Source organism: Frigoribacterium sp. Leaf415, assembly GCF_001424645.1.
Taxonomy (GTDB): Bacteria; Actinomycetota; Actinomycetes; order Actinomycetales; family Microbacteriaceae; genus Frigoribacterium.
The window spans coordinates 478,039-492,534 of the sequence record NZ_LMQR01000001.1; the positions used below are offsets into that span (position 1 = coordinate 478,039).

Sequence of the window (14,496 nt, forward strand, 5' to 3'; positions counted from 1 at the left end):
AGGGACAGCCGTGTCCGCTGGTGGCGTTCTCAGAACCTGTTCAGTCTATGTTCCCGCCGAGCGGGGCCGCCGCCCCGCCCCGCCGAAGTCGTTCGACGTCGAGACAAGACGGACCCGTCGGCCCGCACCGCGATCAGCGGACGGAGGCGCGCTCGGCCCCGTCGCGGACGCTGGCCATCGCGCGTCGGTAGTGCTCGACGAGTTCGTCGCCGAGGGTCTCCCACGTGCGTCCGACGACCGCGCGCCTCCCGGCCTCTCCGAAGCGGGCCCGCAGCTCGTCCGAGGAGACCAAGGCGCGGACGCTGCGGCGGAGCGAGTGGTCGTGGCGGGGGTCGAAGAGGAACCCGTCGACGCCGTGCCGCACCAGGTCGAGGGGTCCGCCCGCGGCCGGGGCCACGACCGGCAGTCCGCTGGCGTGGGCCTCCTGCACGGTCTGGCCGAAGGTCTCGGTCGAGCCCGTGTGCACGAAGACGTCGAGGGCCGCGTAGGCGTCGGCGAGGTGCTCGCCGTGCAGCGGGCCGGTGAAGACCGGGTCGTGATGCCGCAGGCGGCGGCGCAGGGCGGGCAGCGAGGGGCCGCCGCCGACGACCACGAGGCGCGCCTCCCGCAAGGGGCGCAGGGCGGCGAGCCGCTCGACCTGCTTCTCGGGCGCCAGGCGACCCACGTAGCCGACGAGCACGCGGTCGGGCGCGCCCCAGCTCTCGCGCAGGGCACGGACCGCGTCGCCCGACTTGCGATTCGGGTGGAACAGGGCCGAGTCGACCCCCCGGCCCCAGGTCGCGAGCCGGCCCACGCCGGCCGTCTCGAGGTCGCGGAGGGAGGCGCGCGAGGGGACCAACGTCGTCGTGGCCTGGTCGTGGATGCGGCGCACGAGCCGCCAGGCGACGGCCGAGCCGAGCCCGAGCCCGTTCGTCCCCGCGTACCGGGCGACGTCGGTCTGGAAGACGGCGACCGAGGGCACGCCCAGGCGAGCGGCCGCGGCGATGGCCTGGGCACCGAGCAGGAACGGCGAGGCGACGTGCACGACGTCGGGTCGGAAGCCGGCGATGGCGGCCGCGACCTGCGGGTTCGGCAGGCCGACCGGGAACTGACGGTAGGCCACCGACGGCACCCGGTGGACCGGGAAGCCGGCGTAGCTCGTGGTCCCGCGCCCGGCCGGGGCGATGACCAGGGCCTCGTGCCCGCGTCGGGCCAGGTGGTCGAGCACGCGCAGCACGCTCGTGGTGACCCCGTTGACGGTGGGCAGGAAGCTCTCGGTCACGATCACGACTCGCATCGGTCCTCCTCGGACTGCTCGTGCTGCGAGCCTCACCGGTGACGGTGGCGAGAGGGGATCGGCGGCATGGAGGAGGGGCGTCGATAAGGTGAACGCATGACGATCCAGGAAAGCCTCGACCGGTTCTACAGCATCATCCCGGCGGGCGGCATCGGGTCCCGGCTCTGGCCCCTCAGCCGGGCCGACGCGCCGAAGTTCCTGCACGACCTCACGGGCAGCGGCTCGACCCTGCTGCGCGGCACCTGGGACCGCCTCGCCCCGCTCAACGGCGACCAGCGCATCATGGTCGTCACCGGGCGGGCGCACCGCGCCGCGGTCGAGTCGCAGCTGCCCGGGCTCGCCGACCACAACGTCGTCCTCGAGAGCGAGCCCAAGGACAGCACCGCGGCCATCGGTCTGGCCGCGGCCGTGCTCCGCCGCCGCGAGCCGGACGTCATCATCGGCTCGTTCGCCGCCGACCACGTCATCGCCGACACCCGCGGCTTCGGTCGCGCGGTCCGCGAGGCCATCGTCGCCGCCGACGAGGGGTACATCGCCACGATCGGCATCACCCCCACCGAGCCCGCGATCGGGTTCGGCTACATCCACGTCGGGGCGCCCCTCGACATCGAGGGGGCGCCCAGCGCCCGCACGGTCGAGTCCTTCGTCGAGAAGCCCGACCTCGAGACGGCCGAACGCTACGTCTCCGGAGGCGACTACCTCTGGAACGGCGGCATGTTCATCTCGCGCGCCGACCGACTGCTCGAGCAGCTGGGCGAGACCCGGCCCGACCTGCTCGAGGGCATCGAGGAGCTCGCGGCCGCGTGGGACACCCCGAAGCGCGGCGCCGTCGTCGACAAGGTGTGGCCCGGACTCGAGAAGATCGCCATCGACTACACGGTCGCCGAACCGGCGGCCGCGGCGGGCCGGTTGGCCGTCGTGCCCGGAGACTTCGACTGGGACGACGTCGGCGACTTCGCGTCCATCGCGAAGCTGCACGCCGGTGGTCGGAAGAGCGACCTGGCCATCCTCGGCGAGAACGCCCGCGTGCTGGCCGACAGCTCGAGCGGCATCGTCGTCGGCAACAGCGGGCGGCTGATCTCGCTGATCGGCGTCAACGACATCATCGTGGTCGACACCCCCGACGCGCTGCTCGTCACGACGACGGCGAACGCGCAACGCGTCAAGAGCGTCGTGGACGCCCTCAAGCTCAGCGGGCGCAGCGACGTCCTCTGAGCCCCTCCGGGGTCGTGGACGTTTCGTGTTCGTTAAGTCGTGGTCGCGACTGTGTAACGCCTCGGCATCACTACCACCCGACGGTCGGCGGCGCTCGTCACAGTAGGTAACCTGTCAGCCATACCCACCCGGCGCGCCTCGTGCCGGGCTGCACCCTGGAGGACAACTTGACTACAACTGCGCGCAAGGCCGTGCTCAGCGGCCTCGCCCTGGCGAGCACCGCCGTCATCCTGGCCGGCTGTGCCTCGGCCCCCGAGAGCGGCTCTGGCTCGACCAGCGGCGCCTCGAGCGACTTCGTCCCGTGCATGGTCTCCGACGCCGGCGGCTTCGACGACAAGTCGTTCAACCAGCTCGGCTACGAGGGCCTGACCGAGGCCGCGAAGGCCATCGGGTCGACCCCCAAGACGGTCGAGTCGGCCGACGAGACCGTCTACGACGCGAACCTGTCGAACCTCGCCGACCAGGGCTGCAACCTGATCGTCACGGTCGGCTTCGCTCTCGCCGACGCCACCAAGTCGGCGGCCGAGGCGAACTCGAACATCAACTACGCCACGATCGACGACGCGTCGATCACGGCCGACAACGTGCAGCCGATCACCTTCAACACCTCCGAGGCCGCCTTCCTGGCGGGCTACGCGGCGGCCAGCTACTCGAAGACGGGTGTCGTGGGCACCTTCGGCGGCATGCAGTTCCCGACCGTCACGATCTTCATGGACGGCTTCGCCGACGGCGTGAAGTACTACAACGAGCAGAAGAGCAAGGACGTCAAGGTCGTCGGCTGGGACGTCGACTCGCAGACCGGCAGCTTCACGGGTGGCTTCGAGGCCGGCACCACGGCCAAGCAGAGCGCCCAGACGCTGATCGACCAGAACGCCGACGTCATCCTGCCGGTCGGTGGCCCGATCTACCAGAGCGCCGCCGAGGCGATCCGCGACTCCGGCAAGGACGTCGTCCTGGTCGGTGCCGACAGCGACACCTACGAGACCGACAGCGCCAACAAGGACCTCTTCCTGACCTCGGTGCTCAAGGGCATCAAGCAGGCGACCGACGCGGTCGTCACGCAGGCCAGCGAGGACAAGTTCTCGAGCACGCCCTACGTGGGCACGCTCGAGAACGACGGTGTCGGCATCGCGCCGTTCCACGACTACGCCGACAAGGTCGACTCCGGTCTGCAGGACGAGCTCGACACGATCAAGGCCGGCATCATCGACGGTTCGATCGAGGTCGAGTCGCCGTCGGCGCTCACCAGCTGACGAAAGCACCTCCCGTCATCGATTAGCATCGACTGACCCAGGGCCGGGAGCGACGGTCACCCCGTCGCTCCCGGCCCTGTCGACGCCCGTGGGCGGGCCGCCGACCCGGTGCCGTCCGACCCCACCCGAATGCCTAGACCCGAGGTAGCCACCTGAGATGAAGCTCGAACTGCGGGGCATCACCAAGCGATTCGGCGCGCTGACCGCCAACGACCACATCAGCCTGACCGTCGAGCCCGGCGAGATCCACTGCCTGCTCGGCGAGAACGGCGCCGGCAAGTCCACCCTGATGAACGTCCTCTACGGCCTGTACCAGGCCGACGAGGGCGAGATCCTGCTCGACGACGCCGTCCAGCACTTCTCGGGCCCCGGCGACGCCATGGGCGCCGGCATCGGCATGGTGCACCAGCACTTCATGCTCGTCCCCGTCTTCACCGTCGCCGAGAACGTCATGCTCGGCCACGAGGAGACCAAGTCCGGCGGCCGGCTCGACCTCGCCGCGGCGCGCGCCAAGGTGCGCGAGATCAGCAGCCGGTTCGGGTTCGACATCGACCCCGACGCCCTGGTCGAAGAGCTGCCCGTCGGCGTGCAGCAGCGCGTCGAGATCATCAAGGCCCTGTCCCGCGACGCGAAGGTGCTCGTGTTCGACGAGCCCACCGCCGTGTTGACGCCGCAAGAGACCGACGAGCTCATGGTCATCATGCGCCAGCTGCGCGACGCCGGCACCGCCATCGTCTTCATCACCCACAAGCTGCGCGAGGTGCGCGAGGTCGCCACCCGCATCACCGTCATCCGCCTGGGCAAGGTCGTCGGCGAGGCCGAGCCGACCGCCTCGAACGCCGAGCTCGCCTCGCTCATGGTCGGGCGCGCCGTCGAGCTCACCGTCCAGAAGGCCCCCGCCGATGCCGGTGAGCCCGCCCTGGTGGTCGAGAACCTTCGGGTCGTCGACCCGATCGGGCAGGTGGTCGTGGACGACGTCTCGTTCGAGGTCCGCCGAGGCGAGATCCTCGCCATCGCCGGCGTCCAGGGCAACGGCCAGACCGAGCTCACCGAGGCGATCCTCGGCCTGCAGCCCCGGGTCGAGGGCCGGGTCTCGCTCGACGGGCGCGACATCACGGGCCGCAGCGTGCGCCAGGTGCTCGACGCCGGCGTCGGCTTCGTCCCCGAGGACCGCAACCAGGACGGCCTCGTCGGCGAGTTCACCGTGGCGGAGAACCTCATGCTCGACCGCTCGCAGTCCGGCCCCTTCGTGAAGCGCGGCTCGCTGAAGCTCGCCGAACTCGCGGCGTTCGCCGCGGCCAAGGTGAAGGAGTTCGACATCCGCACCCAGGGCATCACCACGCCGGCCGGCCGCCTCTCGGGCGGCAACCAGCAGAAGGTCGTGCTGGCGCGCGAGCTCAGCCGCGACCTGCGGCTCTTCGTGGCCGCCCAGCCCACCCGTGGCATCGACGTCGGCTCGATCGAGTTCGTGCACAAGCGCATCGTCGAGACCCGCGACCAGGGCGTGCCCGTGATCGTCGTCTCGACCGAGCTCGACGAGGTCGCCGCCCTCGCCGACCGCATCGCCGTGATGTACCGCGGCACCATCGTCGGCATCGTGCCGGCGGACACCCCTCGCGACGTGCTGGGGCTCATGATGGCCGGCGAGATGCCGCAGGGAACGGAGCAGGCAGCGTGAGCGACGCCACGACCACCACGCAGGGCCCGGGCACACCACCCGCCCCGTCGTCACCGGAGTCGACCGAGGGACGCGGCTCGCGCCTCCTTCGCGAGATCACGACGGGCAACGCCGCCATCTCGGTGCTCGCCGTCGTGCTGGCCCTCGTCGTCTCGGGCCTCCTGATCGGCTTCACCGACACCACCGTGCAGGGCACGCTGGGCTACTTCTTCTCTCGCCCGGCCGACTTCTTCCAGGCGTTCTGGGCCGCGGTCGGCGGGTCGTACTCGTCGCTCTTCCAGGGCGCGATCTACAACTTCCGGGTCGACGGTTTCGCGGCGGGCATCCGACCGCTGACCGAGACGCTGAACTACGCCGTGCCGCTCATCGCCGCGGGCCTCGGCGTCGCGGTGGCGTTCCGTGTGGGCCTGTTCAACATCGGTGCCCGCGGGCAGATGCTGATGGCCTCGGCCGCCGCCGGGTGGGTGGGCTTCTCGTTCCACCTGCCGCTCGCCGTGCACCTCCCCCTCGCCCTCGCCGCCGGCATCGCGGCGGGCGCGCTCTGGGGCGGCATCGTGGGGCTGCTCAAGGCCCGCACCGGCGCCCACGAGGTGATCCTCACGATCATGCTCAACTACATCGCCTTCTACCTGCTGGCCTTCATGCTGCGCACGCAGGGCCTGCTGCAGGCCCCGGGCAGCGCGAACCCGAAGTCGCCCGCCACGCTCGACACGGCGATCCTGCCCGACCTGTTCGGCGCCCGGTACAACCTCAACTGGGGCTTCGTGCTGGTCATCGTCATCACCGCGGTCGTCTGGTGGCTGATCAACCGGTCGACGCTCGGCTTCCGGTTCCGTGCCGTGGGCGAGAACCCGCACGCGGCGCGCACGGCCGGCATGAACGTCAAGAACATCTACCTCTACGCGATGCTCATCTCGGGCGCGCTCGCGGGCGTCGCCGGTTCGACCCAGGTGCTCGGCACGCTGACCAGCGGCTTCACCTCGGGCATCGACGCCGGCATCGGCTTCGACGCGATCACGGTCGCGCTGCTCGGTCGTTCGCGGCCGTGGGGCGTGTTCGGTGCCGGTGTCCTGTTCGGGGCGCTCAAGGCCGGTGGGTACTCGATGCAGGCCGCCAACGGCGTGCCGATCGACATCGTGCTCGTCGTGCAGTCCCTCATCGTGTTGTTCGTGGCCGCGCCCCCGCTGGTCCGAGCGATCTTCCGTCTGCCGGCCCCGGGCCTCCGCCCGGTGCGCAAGGCCTCGAACAAGGAGGCGGTGGTCACCAAGTGAGCACGCTCACCCCCGACACCGCGGTCCCCGCCGCGCCGTCGCCCGACCTGGCCCGGACCACGACCCGCAGCCTCAAGGCCCCGATCGCGTTCGCGATCTTCAGCGTCGTGGCCGCCGTGCTGTTCCTCGGCCTGGCACGGGACGGCGAGAGCACCTTCCGCCTGTCGACCGCGACGGACTTCTTCGCCCTGCCCGACGCGGTCCTGCCGGCGGCCGGCACGGGCATCGTGCTCACGGTGCTCCTGGCCGTCATCACGATCGTCGCGGTGCTGCGCGCCGTCCGCTTCGAGAAGGTGCCGATCTGGCTGATCGCCGTGTTCGGCGTCCTGTTCCTGCTCGGCTTCCTCACGTGGGCGAGCGCCGGCCAGACCATCCCGGTGCCCGGTCTGCTGCTCGGCGCCCTCGCGCTCAGCACCCCGCTGATCTTCGGTGCCCTCGGTGGCGTGATCAGCGAGCGGGTCGGTGTCGTCAACGTCGCCATCGAGGGGCAGCTGCTCGCCGGGGCCTTCGTCTCGGCGATGGTCGCCTCGGCGACCGGTTCGGCCTACGTCGGCCTGGTCGGGGCGATGATCGCGGGCGTGCTCGTGTCGATGGTGCTCGCCGTCTTCAGCATCCGCTACATCGTCGACCAGGTCATCGTCGGCGTCGTGCTCAACGTGCTCGTCACGGGCCTCACCAGCTTCCTGTACTCGCAGGTGCTGTCGAAGTCCGAGTCGCTGAACCGCGGGGTGCGCTTCCCGCAGCTCGACATCCCGGTGCTCAGCCAGATCCCGATCGTCGGGCCGGTCTTCTTCCGCCAGACGATCATCGTCTACCTGATGTACATCGCGATCGCCGTCGTCTTCTACGGTCTGTTCCGCACCCGGTGGGGGCTGCGCCTCCGCTCGGTGGGAGAGCACCCGCAGGCCGCCGACACCGTGGGCATCAAGGTCAACGCCACCCGCTTCTGGAACGTCTCCCTCGCGGGGGCCATCGCGGGCCTCGGCGGGGCCTACTTCACGCTCGGCTCGCTCGGCAACTTCCAGAAAGAGATGACCGCGGGCGCGGGCTTCATCGCCCTGGCGGCGGTCATCTTCGGCCGGTGGGACCCGATCCGGGCCACGCTCGCCGCGCTGCTGTTCGGCTTCGCGAGCAACCTGCAGAACGTGCTCGGGGCCATCGGTTCGCCGGTACCCAGCGAGTTCATGCTCATGCTGCCGTACGTCGTGACGATCTTCGCGGTCGCCGGCCTGGTCGGGCAGTCCCGGGGCCCCGCGGCCTCGGGCAAGCCCTACATCAAGTCGTGACGGCCCGCAGCAGCGAGACGGTCGTCGCCGAGACCGACTGGGACGCCCTCCGCGAGGCCGCCCGCGACGCCATGCGCAAGGCCTACGTGCCGTACTCGAAGTTCCCCGTGGGGGCCGCGGCCGTCACGGACGACGGCCGGATCGTCTCGGGCTGCAACGTCGAGAACGCCTCGTACGGCATCACCCTGTGCGCCGAGTGCTCGCTCGTGTCCGACCTCGTCATGTCGGGGGGCGGCCGTCTGGTCGCCTTCGCCTGCGTCGACGGCAACGGCGGGGTCCTCATGCCCTGTGGTCGCTGCCGTCAACTGCTCTACGAACACTCGGACGAAGCCATGGTGCTCGACACCGTCTCGGGCTTCAAGACCATCGACGAGGTGATCCCCGACGCGTTCGGGCCGCGCCAACTCGAGCAGTACCGCGCCTCGCAGAGCTGACCCGCGCCTCCTCGTCCGTCCCGGTCGTGACGCCCGCGTCGCGCCGACGGCCGCACCACCCACCGCACCACCGCTAGGAGCCCCACCGTGACCCAGAACGCCGTCGAACCGTTCGACACCGTCGACCTCATCCGCGTCAAGCGGGGCGGCGACGCCCTCAGCACCGAGCAGATCGATTGGCTGATCGACGCGTACACGCGCGGCTACGTGGCGGACGAGCAGATGTCGGCTCTCACCATGGCGATCTTCCTCAACGGCATGGAGCGCCGCGAGATCCGCGACATGACGATGGCCATGATCCGGTCCGGCGAGACGATGGACTTCACCGGGCTCGGCAAGACGACCGTCGACAAGCACTCGACCGGTGGCGTCGGCGACAAGATCACCCTGCCCCTGGCCCCGTTGGTCGCCTCGTTCGGCGTCGCCGTGCCCCAGCTCTCGGGCCGGGGCCTCGGACACACCGGGGGCACGCTCGACAAGCTCGAGTCCATCCCGGGCTGGCAGGCGTCCATCTCGAACGACCGCATGCGCGAGATCATGGCCGACAGCGGCGCCGTCGTCTGCGCCGCCGGGTCGGGCCTCGCCCCCGCCGACGGCAAGCTCTACGCGCTGCGCGACATCACGGGCACGGTCGAGGCCATCCCGTTGATCGCGTCGTCGATCATGAGCAAGAAGATCGCCGAGGGCACCGCGGCGCTCGTCCTCGACGTCAAGTTCGGATCGGGCGCGTTCATCCAGGACATCGAGCGGTCGCGCGAGCTGGCCCGCACGATGGTCGACCTCGGTACCGACGCCGGCGTCGCGACGACGGCCCTGCTCACCGACATGAACGTGCCCCTCGGCCTGACCATCGGCAACGCCCTCGAGGTGCGCGAGTCGGTCGAGACCCTCGCCGGAGGCGGCCCGGCCGACATCCGCGAACTCACCGTCGCCCTCGCCCGCGAGATGCTGACCCTGGCGGGTCGACCCGACGCCGACGTCGAGGCCGCCCTCGACGACGGCCGCGCGATGGACGCCTGGAAGCGCATGATCCGTGCCCAGGGCGGCGACCCGGACGCGGCCCTGCCGACGGCCCGAGAGACGCACGTCGTCACCGCCGAGCGCACCGGCTACCTGACCGAGCAGCACGCGTTGCCGTTCGGCATCGGCGCCTGGCGTCTCGGTGCCGGTCGCGCCCGCAAGCAGGACCCGGTGCAGGCGGCCGCGGGCATCGAGCTGCACGCGAAGCCGGGCGACCGGGTCACCGAGGGCCAGCCCCTGTTCACGCTGCACACGGACGAGCCCGGCCGCTTCGAGCGCGCCCTCGAGGCCGTGGACGGGGCCTGGGCGATCGGCGACGAGGCTCCTGCGGCGCGCACCATCGTCGCCGAGCGGATCGGCTGACCGGGCTCGTCCGACGGACGCCCCGCCGGCACCGCGCCTCCGTCCAGGAGGGGCGGTGCCGGTTCTCGATGCGCGCGCACCTCTCTCGTGGCGCGCGTCCAGAGTCGTCGGCCGGAGCGCTAGTAGATTGAGGGCATGAGCGCTCCCGACAAGGACTACCGGCTGCCGAACGGGGGCCCGCGGCTCGCGGCCCTTCCGAAGGTGTCGCTGCACGACCACCTCGACGGGGGCCTCCGGCCCGAGACCGTCGTGGACCTGGCGGCCGAGGCCGGCATCGACCTCCCCGCGTCCGACCCCGAGGCGCTGCGCCGCTGGTTCGTCGAGAACGCCGACTCCGGCACCCTCGTCGACTACCTCGCCACCTTCGAGCTCACGGTCGCGGTCATGCAGACCGCCGACCAGTTGACCCGGGTCGCCCACGAGTTCGTCCTCGACCTGGCCGCCGACGGGGTCGTCCACGCCGAGGTTCGCTGGGCCCCCGAGCAGCACCAGCGGAAGGGGCTCACCCTCGACCAGGCGGTCGAGGCGGTGCAGGCGGGCTTCGCGTCGGCCGTGCGCTCGCTCGCCGCCGACGGGTACGAGATCTCGGTCGGGCAGATCCTCAGTGCGTTGCGCCAGGGCGAGCGGTCGCTCGAGATCGCCCAGCTCGCGGTCCGCCATCGCGAGAACGGCGTGCTGGCCTTCGACATCGCCGGGCCCGAGGCCGGGCACCCGGCCGCCGACCACAAGGTCGCCTTCGACCTGCTGGCCCGCGAGTTCATGCCCGTCACGGTGCACGCGGGCGAGGCCGACGGCCTCGACAGCATCCGTGGCGCGCTGATCGACGGGCGGGCCCTCCGACTCGGCCACGGTGTCCGCATCGCCGAGGACATCCGCGTCGTCGCGAGCAAGGGGTCGACCTCGACGGTCGAGATCGGGCCCATCGCCTCGTGGGTCCGCGACCGCGAGATCCCGCTCGAGCTGTCGCCACAGTCCAACCTGCAGACCGGCGCGATCGCCGCCTGGGGTCGCGACCTCGACGACCACCCCTTCGACCTGCTCTACCAGCTCGGCTACAGCGTCACGGTCAACACCGACAACCGTCTGATGAGCGACACGAGCCTCTGCAAAGAGCTCGCCCTCCTCAGCCAGGCCTTCGACTACGACCTCGACGACCACGAGACGTTCCAGCTCAACGCCGCCGCATCGTGCTTCCTGCCGCTCGAGGACCGCGAGGCGCTGGCCGACCGCATCACCGCCGGCTTCGAGGGGGTCTGAGCATGGCTCTCCCTCCGCTGCCCGACGAGGCGGTCGTCATCGGTGCCCGGGTCGCCGACTGGCGCGAGGCCGTCCGTGTCGCGGGGCACGCGCTGGTCGACTCCGGCGCCGCCCGCGAGGGCTACGGCGACGAGATGGTCCGCATGATCGACGAGCACGGCCCCTACGTGGTCATCGCGCCGGGCCTCGTGTTGGCCCATGCCCGGCCGGGCGACGACGTGGTGCGCGACGGTCTCGCCGTGGTCACGTTGGCCGAGCCCGTGCCCTTCGGCCACCCGCACAACGATCCGGTCAGCGTGGTCCTCGGCCTCGCGATCGTCACGGTCGGCGGCCACCTCGAATCGATCGCCGACCTCGCGAACGTCTTCAACGAGGCCTCCGTCATCCCCGCCCTCGCGGCCGCCACCTCGGTCGACGAGGTGCGTCGGTTGATGGGCGTCCCCGCCTGACCCTCCCCACGACGGATCGAGACAGCCCCATGAAGATCGTCACCATCTGCGGCGCCGGCATCGGCAGCAGCGGAATCCTCAAGGTCAACGCCGAGCGCGTGCTGGCCAAGCTCGACATCGAGGCCGACGTCGTCGCGGCCGACATCGGCTCGATCGCCTCGGTCGGCGACGACGCCCAGGTGATCCTCACGTCGGCCGAGTTCGTCGAGGCCATCGGCTCCACGTTCGCCGACGTCATCGTCATCCAGAACCACTTCGACCAGGCCGAGCTGACCGAGAAGCTGCAGAAGTCGCTCGGCTGAGCGCGGCGTGCGGCACCGGGGCGAGCCGCCACGGCACGGACGTGAGAGACCCCGGAGGCGCGACCTGCGCCTCCGGGGTCTCTCACGTCGTCCGGGCGGTCACCGCCCCGACCGTCAGGCCAGCAGGTCGCGCATGCCCGCGTCGAGGTCGGCCACGGCCGCCTCGGCCGCTGCCCGGCGGGCGACGGCGTCGCCCTCGGTGCTCGACGCGTCGATGTAGACCTTGAGCTTCGGCTCGGTGCCGCTCGGGCGGACGATCACGCGGGAGCCGTCGGTGAGCCAGTAGCGCAGGATGTCGCCTGCGGGGAAGGCCCCGAATCCGTCGCGGAAGTCGTCGACGCGGTCGACGCGGTGCGAGCCGATGGTCGCCGGGGGTCGCTGACGGAGACCGTCGGTGAGCGCCGTGATGGTGGCGAGGTCGTCGACCCGGATCGAGATCTGCGACGAGGCGTAGGCGCCGAACCGCTCGTCGAAGGCGACGAGGTGCTCGGCCAGGCTCGACCCGGCGGTGTGCAGCTCGGTGGCGAGGGCGAGCAGGTCGACCGCGGCCGAGATGCCGTCCTTGTCGCGGACGACGTCGGGGTCGACGAGGTAGCCGAGTGCCTCTTCGTAGCCGTAGAGCAGTCCTCCGACACGGGAGACCCACTTGAAGCCGGTGAGGGTGTCGACGTAGTCGAGCCCGTGCACCCGGGCGATCTCGCGGAGGGCGGGGGAGGAGACGATGCTCGCGGCCAGGGTGCCGTCGCGGTCGTCCCGACGTGCGCGCTCGGCGGCGCGCCAGCCGAGCAGCGAACCGACCTCGTTGCCGCTGAGACGGCGCCACCCACCGTCGACGGGGATCGCGACCGCGAGTCGGTCGGCGTCGGGGTCGTTGGCGATGACCAGGTCGGCCTCGACGCGGTCGGCCGTGGCGAACGAGAGGTCCATGGCGCCGGGCTCTTCGGGGTTGGGGAAGGCCACGGTCGGGAACGCCGCGTCGGGGGCGCTCTGCTCGCTGACGGGGATCGGCTCGGTGAAGCCCGCGGTGGCGAACACGCGGCGCGCGACCTCCCACCCGACGCCGTGCATCGCGGTGTAGACGACGCGTGGCTGACGACCGGTCGAGGCCGTCCCGGCGACGGCGGCGGTCCGACGGACGTACTCCATGACGAGGTCGTCGCCGGCCTCGCGGTAGTCGTCGGAACGGGCCAGCCGGGTGACGGGGGACTGTGCCGCCTTCTCGATCTCGGCCGCGATCTCGCCGTCGACCGGCGAGACGATCTGCGATCCGGCGTCGACGCCGCCGAGATAGACCTTGTAGCCGTTGTCCTGCGCCGGGTTGTGGCTGGCGGTGACCATGACGCCCGCACTGACGTCGAGGTGACGCACCGCGAAGGCCAGCACCGGAGTCGGCAGGGCCCGCGGCAGGATCGTCGCGGACACGCCGGCCGCCGCCATGATCTCGGCGGTGTCGCGCGCGAAGACGTCGGAGTTCTTGCGCCCATCGTACCCGATGACGATCGAGGGGGTCGACTCGCGACCGAGCAGGAACGCCGCGAAGCCGGCCGCGGCCTGCGCCACGAGGACTCGGTTCATGCGGTTCGAGCCCGAGCCCAGGGCGCCGCGCAGGCCGGCGGTGCCGAACTCCAGGCGACCGGCGAAACGGTCGGCGAGGTCGAGGACGGCGTCGGAGTCGTCGGCTCCGGCGCGGGCGAGCAGGCGGTCGAGCTCGTCGCGCGTCTCGTCGTCGGGGTCCTGGTCGCGCCAGGCCTGAGCCGTCGCGATCAGACCGTCGAGGTCGGGCGAGACCAGGGGGCCGTCGCCGCCGGGCCCCGTCACGTCGCCGCTCACAGGGCCGCCACGATGCGGGCGAGCAGGTCGCTGATCTTGGCCTCGGCGTCGCGCCCGGCCTCGAGCACCTCGGCGTGGCTGAGCGGGGTCTTCTGGATGCCCGCGGCGAGGTTCGTGATAAGCGACATGCCGAGCACCTCCATGCCGGACTGGCGGGCGGCGATGGCCTCGAGGGCCGTCGACATGCCGACGATGTGGCCGCCGATCGCCTTGGCCATCTGCACCTCGGCCGGCGTCTCGTAGTGCGGGCCGCGGAACTGCGTGTAGACGCCCTCGTCGAGGTCGGGGTCGATTCCGCGCGCCACGTCGCGCAGTCGCGACGAGTACAGGTCGGTCAGGTCGATGAACGTCGCGCCCTCGAGGGGCGAGTCCGCGGTGAGGTTGATGTGGTCGCTGATCAGCACGGGCGTGCCGGGCTTCCACGTCTCTTTGATGCCGCCGGCACCGTTGGTCAGGATCATCGTCGTCGCGCCCGTGGCGGCGGCCGTGCGCACGCCGTGCACGACCCGGCGCACGCCGTGGCCCTCGTAGTAGTGCGTGCGGGCACCCATGACGAGGGCGTGCTTGCCCGAGGGCAGGGCGATGCTGCGGATCGAGCTCGTGTGGCCGACGACGGCCGACGCGGCGAACCCGGTGATCTCGGTCGCCGGGACCTCGGCCACGGTCTCGCCGATCAGGTCGGCGGCCTTGGCCCAACCGCTGCCCAGCGTCAGGGCGATGTCGTGTCGGGCGACGCCGGTCTTCTCGGCGATCTCGGCGGCGGCGGTGCGGGCGACCTCGAAGGGGTCGGCGGCGCGGTCGTCGAGCGGGTGCGTGGTGGTCTCAGACATGGCGTCCACTCTAGGGTCTGCCGACCCGCCTC

At 71.3% G+C, this 14,496-nt stretch carries 13 protein-coding genes; 10 read left to right on the forward strand and 3 right to left on the reverse strand.

Annotated elements, in window-relative coordinates; translation table 11 throughout:
- Window positions 1–133 precede the first annotated feature (133 nt).
- Window positions 134–1,276: a glycosyltransferase family 4 protein gene (locus tag ASG28_RS02270; protein WP_055971561.1), complete on the reverse strand. Its 1,143-nt coding sequence runs from the start codon at window positions 1,274–1,276 to the stop codon at window positions 134–136.
- A gap of 96 nt (window positions 1,277–1,372) precedes the next feature.
- Between ASG28_RS02270 and ASG28_RS02275 the strand changes: the two genes are divergently transcribed.
- The 10 genes from ASG28_RS02275 to ASG28_RS02320 all read left to right on the forward strand — a co-directional run bounded on the left by ASG28_RS02275 (window position 1,373) and on the right by ASG28_RS02320 (window position 11,804).
- Entirely contained in the window at window positions 1,373–2,491 is a 1,119-nt protein-coding gene (locus ASG28_RS02275) for a mannose-1-phosphate guanylyltransferase (RefSeq protein WP_055971565.1), read from the forward strand.
- 167 nt (window positions 2,492–2,658) lie between these two features.
- Complete coding sequence (locus ASG28_RS02280) at window positions 2,659–3,744, forward strand: BMP family lipoprotein (protein ID WP_055976735.1); 1,086 nt, start codon at window positions 2,659–2,661, stop codon at window positions 3,742–3,744.
- Window positions 3,745–3,901: 157 nt separating this feature from the next.
- Window positions 3,902–5,422, forward strand: coding sequence for an ABC transporter ATP-binding protein (locus ASG28_RS02285; protein ID WP_055971568.1), 1,521 nt, complete (start codon window positions 3,902–3,904; stop codon window positions 5,420–5,422).
- Window positions 5,419–6,693 (forward strand): ABC transporter permease, encoded by a 1,275-nt coding sequence (locus ASG28_RS02290; protein WP_055971573.1) that lies wholly within the window; start codon window positions 5,419–5,421, stop codon window positions 6,691–6,693. The genes ASG28_RS02285 and ASG28_RS02290 overlap by 4 nt, the downstream gene beginning before the upstream one ends.
- Window positions 6,690–7,979 carry an ABC transporter permease gene (locus ASG28_RS02295; protein WP_082454262.1) on the forward strand — a complete coding sequence of 430 codons (1,290 nt, stop codon included), beginning with the start codon at window positions 6,690–6,692 and terminating at the stop codon, window positions 7,977–7,979. The genes ASG28_RS02290 and ASG28_RS02295 overlap by 4 nt, the downstream gene beginning before the upstream one ends.
- Window positions 7,976–8,413: a cytidine deaminase gene (locus tag ASG28_RS02300; protein WP_055971577.1), complete on the forward strand. Its 438-nt coding sequence runs from the start codon at window positions 7,976–7,978 to the stop codon at window positions 8,411–8,413. Before ASG28_RS02295 ends, ASG28_RS02300 begins: the two co-directional genes overlap by 4 nt.
- A gap of 87 nt (window positions 8,414–8,500) precedes the next feature.
- Entirely contained in the window at window positions 8,501–9,796 is a 1,296-nt protein-coding gene (locus tag ASG28_RS02305; RefSeq protein WP_055971580.1) for a thymidine phosphorylase, read from the forward strand.
- A gap of 135 nt (window positions 9,797–9,931) precedes the next feature.
- Complete coding sequence (locus ASG28_RS02310; protein WP_055971583.1) at window positions 9,932–11,053, forward strand: adenosine deaminase; 1,122 nt, start codon at window positions 9,932–9,934, stop codon at window positions 11,051–11,053.
- A gap of 2 nt (window positions 11,054–11,055) precedes the next feature.
- A complete protein-coding gene (locus tag ASG28_RS02315; protein WP_043594404.1) occupies window positions 11,056–11,502 on the forward strand; it encodes a PTS sugar transporter subunit IIA in 447 nt (148 codons plus the stop codon).
- A gap of 29 nt (window positions 11,503–11,531) precedes the next feature.
- Window positions 11,532–11,804 carry a PTS sugar transporter subunit IIB gene (locus ASG28_RS02320; protein ID WP_043594402.1) on the forward strand — a complete coding sequence of 91 codons (273 nt, stop codon included), beginning with the start codon at window positions 11,532–11,534 and terminating at the stop codon, window positions 11,802–11,804.
- 114 nt (window positions 11,805–11,918) lie between these two features.
- On the opposite strand, the gene ASG28_RS02325 is transcribed toward ASG28_RS02320, so the two are convergent.
- Both ASG28_RS02325 and ASG28_RS02330 read right to left on the reverse strand, forming a co-directional pair.
- Window positions 11,919–13,634: a phospho-sugar mutase gene (locus ASG28_RS02325; protein WP_369814144.1), complete on the reverse strand. Its 1,716-nt coding sequence runs from the start codon at window positions 13,632–13,634 to the stop codon at window positions 11,919–11,921.
- Window positions 13,631–14,464, reverse strand: a complete 834-nt coding sequence (locus tag ASG28_RS02330) for a purine-nucleoside phosphorylase (RefSeq protein WP_055971586.1) — start codon at window positions 14,462–14,464, stop codon at window positions 13,631–13,633. The genes ASG28_RS02325 and ASG28_RS02330 overlap by 4 nt, the downstream gene beginning before the upstream one ends.
- Between the last annotated feature and the right edge of the window lie 32 nt (window positions 14,465–14,496).

Excerpts from the sequence above, each read along its gene's own strand:
- ASG28_RS02275 (WP_055971565.1), top strand. The coding sequence starts at position 1,373 with ATGACGATCCAGGAAAGCCTCGACCGGTTCTACAGCATCATCCCGGCG.
- ASG28_RS02315 (WP_043594404.1), top strand. The coding sequence starts at position 11,056 with ATGGCTCTCCCTCCGCTGCCCGACGAGGCGGTCGTCATCGGTGCCCGG.
- ASG28_RS02310 (WP_055971583.1), top strand. The coding sequence starts at position 9,932 with ATGAGCGCTCCCGACAAGGACTACCGGCTGCCGAACGGGGGCCCGCGG.
- ASG28_RS02330 (WP_055971586.1), bottom strand. The coding sequence starts at position 14,464 with ATGTCTGAGACCACCACGCACCCGCTCGACGACCGCGCCGCCGACCCC.
- ASG28_RS02285 (WP_055971568.1), top strand. The coding sequence starts at position 3,902 with ATGAAGCTCGAACTGCGGGGCATCACCAAGCGATTCGGCGCGCTGACC.
- ASG28_RS02270 (WP_055971561.1), bottom strand. The coding sequence starts at position 1,276 with ATGCGAGTCGTGATCGTGACCGAGAGCTTCCTGCCCACCGTCAACGGG.
- ASG28_RS02320 (WP_043594402.1), top strand. The coding sequence starts at position 11,532 with ATGAAGATCGTCACCATCTGCGGCGCCGGCATCGGCAGCAGCGGAATC.